This is a genomic window from Streptomyces bottropensis ATCC 25435, assembly GCF_000383595.1.
GTDB classification, from domain to species: domain Bacteria; phylum Actinomycetota; class Actinomycetes; order Streptomycetales; family Streptomycetaceae; genus Streptomyces; species Streptomyces bottropensis.
Genome location: NZ_KB911581.1, coordinates 1,995,217 through 2,006,126, shown reverse-complemented (window position 1 = coordinate 2,006,126; position 10,910 = coordinate 1,995,217). Strand labels below are relative to the sequence as shown.

At 71.0% G+C, this 10,910-nt stretch carries 10 protein-coding genes; 1 reads left to right on the top strand and 9 read right to left on the bottom strand.

Going from position 1 to position 10,910, the window contains the following annotated elements; translation table 11 throughout:
- Positions 1-52 precede the first annotated feature (52 nt).
- The 7 genes from rplS to proS all read right to left on the bottom strand — a co-directional run bounded on the left by rplS (position 53) and on the right by proS (position 5,346).
- Complete coding sequence (rplS, locus tag STRBO_RS0108995; protein WP_013000407.1) at positions 53-403, bottom strand: 50S ribosomal protein L19; 351 nt, start codon at positions 401-403, stop codon at positions 53-55.
- A 132-nt stretch (positions 404-535) separates the two neighbouring features.
- A complete protein-coding gene (trmD, locus tag STRBO_RS0108990; RefSeq protein WP_005479809.1) occupies positions 536-1,369 on the bottom strand; it encodes a tRNA (guanosine(37)-N1)-methyltransferase TrmD in 834 nt (277 codons plus the stop codon).
- Entirely contained in the window at positions 1,369-1,959 is a 591-nt protein-coding gene (gene rimM / locus STRBO_RS0108985; RefSeq protein WP_005479811.1) for a ribosome maturation factor RimM, read from the bottom strand. Before rimM ends, trmD begins: the two co-directional genes overlap by 1 nt.
- A gap of 84 nt (positions 1,960-2,043) precedes the next feature.
- Positions 2,044-2,283 (bottom strand): RNA-binding protein, encoded by a 240-nt coding sequence (locus tag STRBO_RS0108980; protein WP_005479813.1) that lies wholly within the window; start codon positions 2,281-2,283, stop codon positions 2,044-2,046.
- Positions 2,284-2,285: 2 nt separating this feature from the next.
- The gene (gene rpsP, locus STRBO_RS0108975) at positions 2,286-2,705 is read right to left on the bottom strand and encodes a 30S ribosomal protein S16 (protein ID WP_005479815.1); all 420 of its coding nucleotides are present in this window, start codon (positions 2,703-2,705) and stop codon (positions 2,286-2,288) included.
- Positions 2,706-3,073: 368 nt separating this feature from the next.
- Positions 3,074-3,670, bottom strand: coding sequence for a hypothetical protein (locus STRBO_RS0108970; protein ID WP_005479817.1), 597 nt, complete (start codon positions 3,668-3,670; stop codon positions 3,074-3,076).
- 260 nt (positions 3,671-3,930) lie between these two features.
- On the bottom strand, positions 3,931-5,346 hold the full coding sequence (gene proS, locus STRBO_RS0108965; protein ID WP_005479819.1) for a proline--tRNA ligase: 1,416 nt from the start codon (positions 5,344-5,346) through the stop codon (positions 3,931-3,933).
- Positions 5,347-5,548: 202 nt separating this feature from the next.
- On the opposite strand from proS, the gene STRBO_RS0108960 reads away from it, so the two are divergent.
- Positions 5,549-6,409: a class I SAM-dependent methyltransferase gene (locus STRBO_RS0108960; protein WP_425336019.1), complete on the top strand. Its 861-nt coding sequence runs from the start codon at positions 5,549-5,551 to the stop codon at positions 6,407-6,409.
- A 324-nt stretch (positions 6,410-6,733) separates the two neighbouring features.
- On the opposite strand, the gene ffh is transcribed toward STRBO_RS0108960, so the two are convergent.
- Together ffh and STRBO_RS0108950 are read right to left on the bottom strand one after the other, a co-directional pair.
- On the bottom strand, positions 6,734-8,284 hold the full coding sequence (gene ffh / locus STRBO_RS0108955; RefSeq protein ID WP_005479823.1) for a signal recognition particle protein: 1,551 nt from the start codon (positions 8,282-8,284) through the stop codon (positions 6,734-6,736).
- A gap of 150 nt (positions 8,285-8,434) precedes the next feature.
- A complete protein-coding gene (locus STRBO_RS0108950; RefSeq protein ID WP_005479825.1) occupies positions 8,435-10,885 on the bottom strand; it encodes a [protein-PII] uridylyltransferase in 2,451 nt (816 codons plus the stop codon).
- Positions 10,886-10,910 lie beyond the last annotated feature (25 nt).

The window sequence follows — 10,910 nt, the reverse complement described above, 5'->3', positions numbered from 1 at the left end:
CCAGATCGTATCCGGCCCCGCTGTGACGACCTCCGGTGACGCGTGCGCGCGATCAGTTGTCGCGCTTCTCCTTGATCTTCGCGGCCTTGCCGCGCAGCTCGCGCAGGTAGTACAGCTTCGCGCGACGGACGTCACCGCGGGTGACGAGCTCGATCTTCTCGACGATCGGGGTGTGCACCGGGAAGGTGCGCTCGACGCCGACGGAGAACGAGACCTTGCGGACCGTGAAGGTCTCGCGGACACCGGCGCCCTGGCGACGGATCACCACGCCCTTGAACTGCTGCACACGGGAGCGGTTGCCCTCGATGACGCGCACGTGGACGTTGACGGTGTCACCCGGGCGGAAGGCCGGGATGTCGCTGCGCAGCGACGCGGAGTCGACGGAGTCGAGCAGGTGAGACATTTCGTCTGCTTTCTTCACCCATGCCACAGGTCATGGGCGGGAGTTAGGTTTCGAGAGGATGCTGTCCGTGTCGGGGCGGGCGTCGTGTCCCCCTGCGGCAGGGGCGCGCGCCGGACGACGCACAACAGCGGCCTATTCTTCCACGCCCTCGGGCCGTCGCCAAAATCGGCCGTGCGACTCCCCTGCCGGATCCGGGGCCCAGCCCAGGATGGAGAGCATCTCGCGGTCCTTCTTGTCGAAGGCCTTGGGGTCGCAACGCTCGATCAGGTCGGGCCTGTTGGCCGCGGTTCGCTTCAGTGCCTCGTCGCGCCGCCAGCGCGCGATCTTGCCGTGGTGGCCGCTGAGCAGCACGTCGGGGATGTCACGGCCGCGCCACTCGGGGGGCTTCGTGTAGACCGGCCCCTCCAGGAGGCTGGCCATGGGGCCGGGCGCGAAGGAGTCGTCCCGGTGGGACTCGGCGTTGCCGAGGACGCCGGGCAGCAGCCGCGCCACCGCCTCGGTGACGACGAGCACGGCCGCTTCGCCGCCGGCGAGCACGTAGTCGCCGATGGACACCTCGTACACGGGCATCCGGGTCGCGTACTCGTCGATCACGCGCCGGTCGATGCCCTCGTAGCGCGCCGGCGTGAAGACCAGCCAGGGGCGCTCGGAGAGCTCGACGGCGAGTGCCTGGGTGAAGGGGCGGCCGCTGGGGGTGGGGACGATGAGGGCGGGCTCACCGTGCCCGGCTTCGTAGCCGTCGGCGAGGACCGAGTCCAGGGCGTCGCCCCAGGGGTCGGTCTTCATGACCATGCCGGGACCGCCGCCGTAGGGGGTGTCGTCGACCGTGTTGTGCCGGTCGTACGTCCATTCCCGCAGGTCGTGGACGTGCACGTTCAGCTGTCCACGCGCGCGTGCCTTGCCGACGAGGGAGACGTTCAGGGGTTCGAGGTAGTCGGGGAAGATCGTGACGACGTCGAGCCTCATCAGGCCTCGTCCCCAGCCGGTCCGGCGGAGTCGTCGGTGGCGGACTCCTCGGCGGCGTCCCGGGCGGACGCGATCTCCGCCCGGTCGTCGATCAGTCCCGGCGGCGGGTCGATGACCGCCCGCTGTTCGGTCAGGTCGATCTCGGTGACGATGCTCTCCACGAACGGGATCATCACCTCGCTGCCGTCCGGCCGCTCGACGATGAAGAGGTCCTGGGAGGGCAGGTGCGAGATCTCCGTGATCCGGCCGACCGCGACCCCGTCCTTGGTGACCACGTCCAGGTCCATCAGCTGGTGGTCGTAGTACTCGTCCTCTTCCTCCGGCAGCTCCTCCGGGTCCACCTCCGCGATCAGCAGGGTGTTGCGCAGGGCCTCGGCGGCGTTGCGGTCGCGGACGCCCTCGAAGCGCAGGAGCAGCCGGCCGCTGTGGACCCGGCCGGTCTCGATGGTGAGCGGGCCCGTCGAGGCGGGGTCCGTGAGCAGGACGGCGCCGGGGCCGAGCCGGAGTTCCGGCTCGTCGGTGCGGACCTCGACGGTGACCTCGCCCTTGATGCCGTGGGCGCGGCCGATCCGTGCGACTACGAGCTGCACTGTCCTTGATCTCCTGTCATACGACTACGGGCCGGGGACGGCCCAGTGGCCTTCCCCGGCCCGAGCCGGTGCTGCGCATGTTCGTCAGCGGACGTGATCCACGTCGACCAGGTCGACACGGACACCGCGGCCACCGATGGCACCCACGACGGTACGCAGGGCGCGGGCGGTACGGCCGTTACGGCCGATCACCTTGCCGAGGTCGTCGGGGTGAACCCGGACCTCGAGCACGCGTCCGCGGCGCAGGTCGCGGGAAGCGACCTGCACGTCGTCGGGGTTGTCGACGATGCCCTTGACGAGGTGCTCGAGAGCCTCCTCGAGCATGCTCAGGCCTCGGTCGACTCGGACTCGGCGGCAGCCTCGTCCTTCTTCTCGGCCTTCTTCTTCTGGGTGATCGCGTCACCCTTGCCCTCGTCCTCGCCGCCCAGGGCCTCGAACGACGGGCGCGCGGACTTCGGCTGAGCCACGAGGAGCGGCGCCGGAGCGGGCTCGCCCTTGAACTTCTGCCAGTCGCCGGTCTTCTTCAGGATGGCGAGCACGGGCTCGGTCGGCTGCGCGCCGACACCCAGCCAGTACGCGACGCGGTCCTCGTCGACCTCGATGACGGACGGGTGGTACGTCGGGTGGTACTTGCCGATCTCCTCGATCGCACGGCCGTCACGGCGGGTGCGGGAGTCGGCGACGACGATGCGGTAGTGAGGCGAACGGATCTTGCCCAGACGCTTCAGCTTGATCTTGACTGCCACGGGAGTGGGTTCTCCTGGTTTTGACGTGATTGGGCACGGCGAGAAAAGCCGCGTGGGGTTGCGGTACCCGAGTGCCCGATGGACGCGTCAGCCGGAGGAGAGAGGGGTCCTGTGCGACTGTCGAGTACAGCTAGCCATTGTGCCACACGCTGGGGATCGTCTCTCACCGGGGCTGCGTGAACGCATGCCGAAGCGGCACCCGGCACCGAGGGGCTTTCGCCCCGCTCACCGGGTGCCGCCTGCGCCCCGCGCCGCCCCAGCGGCACGACTGCTCGCAGCGAGGGCGGACCCGTCGACCGCGAACCGGATACGGCTGCCACGAGCAGCCGTCGCCAGTCGGTTCGCCGTCTTGTCGGCTCCCCCTCGTCTCACGCCGCGCCCAGGACCTCCGGGATCCGGAAGGGCTTGCCGCAGCCGCCGCAGACGATGGGCGCCTGGGCGAGGACGGAGGGGACGACGCGGACGTTGCGACCGCAGTCGCAGACGGCCTTGACGCGGACGCCGCCGCCCGAGGAGCCGTGGCGGGCGGCCGGGCCCCGGAAGCTGCGGGCCGTGTCCGCGGAGGTCGCCGCGGTGTGCGCCTTGAGAGCGCGCTGCAGTCTCTCGATGGTCGGGCGGTAGCGACGCTTGGCCTCGGGATCGAGCGTGACCAGCGAGAAACCGCTGCTGGGGTGGGGTTCCTCGGGGTGGTCGAGGCCGAGTTCCTCGGCGATCGCGAGGAATCTGCGGTTGTGGTAACGGCCGGCCCGGGAGGTGTCGCGGACTCCACGCGCGGCGGCGATGCCATGGACTGCCTCATGCAGCAGTCGCTCGAAGGAGAGTTCGTGCCCGCATGCGGACGACGACTCCCCGATCAGGGACTCGGGAGCGGCAAGATCCGGCAGCTCGGGGTGGTGCCGTTGAATGTCGGCCCACGCCTGTGCCAGTTCTGCGGCGAGAACGGGTGGTGTCTGTGTCGTGCTCACGTAATGACAACGAGCCTGAGTGCCCGTGTGTTCCGATTCCGGGCCATCCCAAATAATTTGCACGTACCCGTCAGTTGCGACTAGTGCGTCCTGACGAGGGCGGGTGCGCTGATCTGCGGAGAAGCCTCGCAGCTCGCCACAAGGCGGTACGTAGCACCACGTACGCCCCGGCGCGTAGACAAGGTCCGCGCGCCGGGACATCTGTGATCCGCGGATGCGCAAGGGACCTTTCGGTCGCGCTCCCGGCGGAACGGGGTGCTCTAGTAAGCGCGCGCCACGACGGCGACGTTACCGGGTGCGTCGTAGGAGTCGGGCACCGACCCGTCCTCGGCGACCAGACACCGTACGGTCACGGCGTGCTCACCGAGCCTGGCCTCGCCCTCCTCCCCCAACGTCGACCAGGGGATACGCGCCCAGCCGCCGGACACAGCGGCCTCGATCGCCTCGTCGGGCGTCGCCACCTCGGCCGTACGGGACTCGCGGCGCTCGCGGGACTGCGTCAGCAGGAGCGCCTGGTCCTCTTCGAGCATCGCGGGGAGCAGGGGTACGAGCGAGTCGATCGCGACGGGCGCCTTGCCGCCGGGGATGCGGCGGACGAGCATCGCGGTGCCGTTCTCCAGGTCACGGGGGCCGACCTCGACGCGTACGGGAACGCCCTTGAGTTCCCAGTCGACGGCGCGGCGGCCGAACGGGATGTCCGTACGGTCGTCCACCCGGACCCGGACGCCCGCGGCCTTCAGCCGGTCGCCCAGCTCGCGGACCTTGGCCAGAACGGCCTCGTCGCCCTTGATCGCGAGGACGACCACCTGGGTCTGCGCCAGCCGGGGCGGGACCCTCAGTCCGTGGTCGTCGCCGTGCATCATCACCAGGGCGCCGATCATGCGCGTGGTGGAGCCCCAGGAGGTCTGCCAGACGAGTTCCTGACTGCCGTCCTTCGACAGGTACCGGGTGTTGAAGGCCTTGGCGAAGTTCTGGCCCAGTTCGTGACTGGTGGCCATCTGGAGGGCCTTGCCGTCGCCCATCATGCCTTCGAGGGTGAGGGTGTTGACGGCGCCCGCGAAGCGCTCCTTCACGGTCTTGCGGCCGGGGACCACGTCCATCGCGAGCACGTTCACCATGAAGTCCTCGTAGACCTCCCGATGGATGCGCGCGGCGAAGTCGCGCGCCTCCTCGTAGGTCGCGTGCGCCGTGTGGCCCTCCTGCCAGAGGAATTCGGAGGTGCGCAGGAACAGCCGGGGGCGCAGTTCCCAACGGACGACGTTCGCCCACTGGTTGATCAGCAGCGGCAGGTCGCGGTAGCTCTGCACCCACTTCGAGAAGGAGGCGTTGATGATCATCTCGGAGGTGGGGCGGACGACGGCGGGCTCTTCGAGCTCCTTGCCGCCACCGTGCGTCACCACGGCCAGCTCGGGCGCGAAGCCCTCCACGTGCTCGGCCTCGCGCGTGAGGTAGGACTGCGGGATCAGGAGCGGGAAGTACGCGTTCTGCGTGCCCGTCTCCTTGATCCGGGCGTCCATCTCCTGCTGCATCCGCTCCCACAGCCCGTACCCGTACGGTCGGATCACCATGGTGCCGCGCACCGGGCCGTTGTCGGCCAGCTCGGCCTTGGTGATCAGATCCTGGTACCAGCGCGGGAAGTCGTCCGCCCGGGGTGTGAGTACGGGTGCCTTTGCCATGGCGCGATGGTACGGGGGCATATTGCGGTGATGTGAATTCTTTTCGCCGGGCCCCACACTCCGCAAAACCGATGTCCGAGACCCCTGGACGGCGCGCCGGGCGCGGAGTTACCTGGCATACGGGGGGTGTGCGAGCGCGCACTGCCACGGGGGCCAGGAAATCCGGCAACGGCAACTCACGGCGGATTGGGGCGCTTTCGATATGACACCTACGCTCGTGCGGCAGCAACTGCCTCGCGCGGGGGCCTTACCTCGCGTGGACCGGCGTGCACGCGCGCGTGACTGGGCCGAGATCCAGGAACGGATGCTGGTACCGCTGTACGAGGCCGTCCACCGGCGGCTCGACGTCGGCTCCGGCACCCGACTGCTCGGGCTCGGCTGCGGCTCGGGGCTCGCGCTGCTGATGGCGGCTTCCCGGGGCGCCACGGTCACCGGCGTGGACGCGGGGGCGCCCGAGAGAGTGGCACTCGCGCGGGAGCGGCTGCGGCCGCAGGCATGGGGCACGCGCGCGCGTACCGGCGCCCGTGTCGTCGAGGGCGTTGCCGAGGACGCGGCCCGCGCCCCCGGTGACCCGCTGTACAACCTGGTGACCGCCTTCGAGCCGATCGGCTGCCTGGACGGGGACTCCGAGGGGCTCGGTGAGCTGCTCGCCTCGGCGACCCCGCTTGCGGAACGCGGCACCCCCGTGGTCCTCGCCGGCTGGGGCCCGCCGGAGCGCTGCGCCACGTCGGCGGTGCTGCGGGTGGCCGCGAAGCTCGCCGATCCCCTGCGGGGCGGGGGCAGCTGGCGCCCGGCGCTCAGGGACGACCTGGAGGAGGTGGCCCAGCGGGCCGGCCTCCGGCCGGACGGCTCCGGACGCGTGGCCTGTCCCTTCGGCTACGCCAACGTGGACAACGCGGTGCGGGGACTGCTGTCGACCGGCCTGTTCGACGCGGCGATCGCGGCCACCGACCAGGTGCAGGTGGACAAGGAACTCACCGAGGCCCTGCACCCGCACCGCCGCCGGGACGGCACGGTGTGGATGCCGAACGTGTTCCGCTATCTGATCGCTCGGACGCCCTAGCCTGCCGAGGAGCGTTCGCGCGGTCAGGGGAAGGGGGAAGGCCGGACCCGTTCGGGGACGGCCTGGGAAGGTCTTCGAGACATCTGCCGACGCGGGTGTGAATGGTGTGAAGAAAGCGGGCCGGTAGCGCTTCAGGCTTGGCCAAACGCCGCACGGCAGCCATAACCTGACGCATCGCCCAGGGGAACAACACATCCCGTACGGGGGTTGCCACCGCCAGTACCACGAGCGACATCACCACACACGCCGTCCACGCAACGGCACCCGGCGCCGCGCGCCCGGCCACACCCCCCGGCCGGCACGCGGCGTCCGCCGTGTGCCGGGTCAGCCCATGAACTTCTTGAACTCGTCCGGCAGCTCGAAGTCCTGAGGGGCCTGCTGGCCCGGCAGCCCGAGAGCACCGCCCTGCGCGGCGGCGGCCCGGCGGGCGGCCTCCTCCTGCTCCTGCTGCTTGCGCTTCATCGGGTTGCCGGAGCGCTGCTTGCCCTTGGCCTGCTTGGGCTGCTTCTTGCTGCGGCCCGGCCCACCGCCCATGCCGGGCATACCCGGCATTCCGGGCATGCCGCCGCCCTGGGCCATGCGGGACATCATCTTGCGAGCCTCGAAGAACCGCTCCACGAGGTTCTTCACCGCGCTGACCTCGACACCGGAACCCTTGGCGATACGGGCGCGGCGCGAGCCGTTGATGATCGTCGGCTCCTGGCGCTCGGCCGGGGTCATCGACTTGATGATCGCGGCCGTGCGGTCGACGTCACGCTCGTCGATGTTGTTGATCTGGTCCTTGATCTGCCCCATGCCGGGGAGCATGCCGAGCAGCTTGCTGATGCTGCCCATCTTCCTGACCTGCTCCATCTGGGCCAGGAAGTCGTCGAGCGTGAAGTCCTGCCCCTTCTTGGACGCCAGTTTGCCCGCCATCTTGGCGGCCTCTTCCTGGCTGAAGGTCTTCTCCGCCTGCTCGATCAGGGTGAGCAGGTCACCCATGTCGAGGATGCGGGAGGCCATCCGGTCCGGGTGGAACTGGTCGAACTCGTCGAGCTTCTCGCCGTTCGACGCGAACATGATCGGCTTGCCGGTGACCGAGGCGATCGACAGGGCGGCACCACCGCGGGCGTCACCGTCGAGCTTGGAGAGGACCACGCCGTCGAAGCCGACGCCGTCCCGGAACGCCTCGGCCGTGTTGACGGCGTCCTGACCGATCATCGCGTCGACGACGAAGAGGATCTCGTCCGGGGAGACCGCGTCCCGGATGTCGGCGGCCTGCCGCATCATCTCCTGGTCGATGCCCAGGCGGCCGGCGGTGTCGACGACCACGATGTCGTGGACCTTGGACTTCGCGAACTCGATGGAGTCCTTGGCGACCTTGACCGGGTCGCCCACGCCGTTGCCCGGTTCGGGCGCGTAGACCGCGACGCCCGCGCGCTCGGCGACGACACTGAGCTGGTTCACCGCGTTCGGGCGCTGGAGGTCGCAGGCGACGAGGAGCGGCGAGTGGCCCTGCTCCTTCAGCCAGCGGCCCAGCTTGCCCGCGAGGGTCGTCTTACCGGCACCCTGCAGACCGGCGAGCATGATCACGGTCGGCGGGTTCTTGGCGAACCGCAGCCGGCGGGTCTCGCCACCGAGGATCCCGACCAGCTCCTCGTTGACGATCTTGAGGACCTGCTGGGCCGGGTTGAGCGCCTTGGAGACGTCGCTGCCGAGTGCCCTTTCCTTGACGTTCTTGATGAACGTCCGGACGACGGGCAGCGCGACGTCCGCTTCGAGAAGCGCGATACGGATCTCGCGCGCCGTGGCGTCGATGTCCGCCTCGGAGAGGCGCCCCTTGCCGCGCAGGTTCTTGAACGTCGCTGAGAGGCGATCGGAGAGCGTATCGAACACGGCGGTGTCGGTCCTCGGAGTCGGGGGCAGGGTGGGCTGCCCTCCAGGGTATCTGTCTGGGTGTGGTCGGGTCTCCACCCCTGTGGATAGTCGTGAACGCAGCGGGGCCCGCACGGGTACGGGGCCGGGCGGGCCCCGTACCCGTGCGGCTCAGCCGCGCAGGGTCTCCTCCAGCTTGCGCGCCACCGACGCCGCCTCGTCACCCGGCAGCGGCGCCCCGTCCGTGCCGGTGACGTAGAAGGCGTCCACGGCGTTGGCGCCCAGCGTGCTGACGTGCGCGCTGCGCACCCGTAGGTGCGCGTCCTCCAGGGCGCGCCCGATCCGGTGCAGCAGCCCGGGGGCGTCCTGGGCGCGGACCTCGATGACCGTGGCGTGCCGGGAGGCGGCCGGGGCCACCGTGACGCGGGGCGGCGGTGCGACGACGCCCCGCCGCCGGGGATAGGCCGCGTCCCGCTCGGCCAATCGCCCGGCGATGTCCAGCGACCCGTCCAGGGCCCGTACGAGGTCCGCGCGGAGCCTGGCAGCCTGGGGCAGCGAGCCGTATTCCGCGGCCACCCGCCAGTTCAGCAGCAGCACCGAACCCTCGACGCCGTCGGGCAGGCCGAACGTGCCGAGTTCGGCCGTGCGCACGGTCAGCCGGTGCATCGCGAGGACGCCGGCGACCGCCGGCAGGACGCCCGCCTGGTCGGGTACGGCGATGAGGAGTTCCACACCGAGCGGCTCGGGGTCGGCCTTCTCGTCCTTGTCGTCGGCGGCGGCCTCCGTCTGCGCGCGCAGCGACAGCACCGGTCCGCCCGTGCGGAACGCCTCGATGGCGAGCCGCTCCTGTTCGGCGCTGGTCTCCCCGGGCTCCGGCTCCTCGGGAGCGTCTCCGGCGAACAGCGCGTCGACCCGCTGCACCAGCTCGGACACGAGCGAGGCACGCCACGACGACCAGGCGGCGGGTCCGGTGGCCAGCGCGTCCGACTCGGTCAGCGCGTGCAGCAGTTCGAGCGTGCCCGGCGATCCGACGGCGTCGGCCACGGACCGGACGGTGGCCGGATCCTCCAGGTCGCGCCGGGTGGCCGTGTCGACGAGCAGCAGGTGGTGGCGGACGAGGGTGGCGAGCACCGCCACGTCCTCGCGGTCGAAGCCGATCCTGGCCGCCACGTCCTTGGCGATGATCTCGCCGGCGACGGAGTGGTCGCCGGGCCAGCCCTTGCCGATGTCGTGCAGCAGCGCGGCCACGAGCAGGAGGTCGGGCCGGTGCACCCGGCGGGTCATCTCGGAGGCCTGGACCGCGGTCTCGATGAGGTGCCGGTCGACGGTCCAGATGTGCACGGCGTTGCGCTGCGGCCGGCAGCGCACCCGCTCCCAGTCGGGCAGCAGGTGCGTGATGAGGCCCTCGGCCTCCAGGGCTTCCCAGACGTCGACGGTCGGGCGCCCGGAACCGAGCAGGGTGACGAGCTGTTCGCGCGCCTCGGCGGGCCAGGGCGTCGGGAGCGGCCGGGCGACGGCCGCCAGGCGCCGTACGGCGTGCAGCGAGAGCGGCAGTCCGGCCTGGGCGGCCGCGGCGGCGGCGCGCAGGGGCAGCACGGGGTCGCGGTCGGGCTTGGCGGCCCGCGCGAGCACCACCTCGCCGTCCTGCTCGACCACGCCCTCGGCCAGCGGCGACCGCTCGGGAGCGGGCTTCCCGCCGCCCAGCATGGCGCGCAGCCGGGGCCGGACGGCGCGCGACCGCAGCACGCGCCCCACTTCACGCCAGGTCACATCACTGGCGTACGAGATGACGCGGGCGGCCTCGTACACCTGGCGCAGCAGGGTGTCGGCGTCCAGCAGCCCCAGTTCGGCGGCGACCTGGTCCTGTTCCTGGAGGGCGAGCCGGTCCGTCGCGCGCCCGGTGGTCAGATGCAGTGCGTCCCGCACGTCGAGGAGCCGGCGGCGGGCGTCGGCGAGACCCTCGCGCGGGGCGTCGGCGAGCCATGAGGCGGCGACGGCGCGCAGGGCGGTGGCGTCGCGCAGTCCGCCGCGCGCCTCCTTGAGGTCGGGCTCCAGCAGATACTGCAGCTCCCCCTGCCGCTCGGCCCGCTCGGCGCACAGCTCCTGCAGTTCCGGGAGGCGCTTGGGCGCCTGGTTGCGCCAGTCGGCGAGGATGGAGGTCCGCAGCCCCGCGGTCAGGCCCAGATCACCGGCGATGTGGCGGGCGTCCAGCAGCCCGAGTTGCACCTTGAGGTCCTCGCCGGCCGTTCTGCGGGCCTCGGCGGGGGTGCGCACGGAGTGGTCGAGGGCCAGCCCCAGGTCCCACACGGGGTACCAGATGCGGTCGGCCAGCGCGGCCACCGCCCGTTCGTCGGACCCGTCGTGCAGGAGCAGCAGGTCGAGATCGCTGCGGGGCGAGAGTTCACCGCGCCCGTATCCGCCGACGGCCACGAGGGAGACCCCGCGCGACTCGGCGGCACCCGCTCCGAAAAGGCCCGCGAGCCAGTCGTCGGTCAGCTCCGCGAGGGCCGAACGGCGCGGCGGCCCGGACTGCGCCTCCTCCTGGAGGAGGCGCAGCCGGGCCGCCGCATAGCCGCTGGGTCCCGAGTCCTCTGCATCCGTACGTACGTCCGTACTCGTCACCCAGCGACTCCTGTTCTTCTCTTCG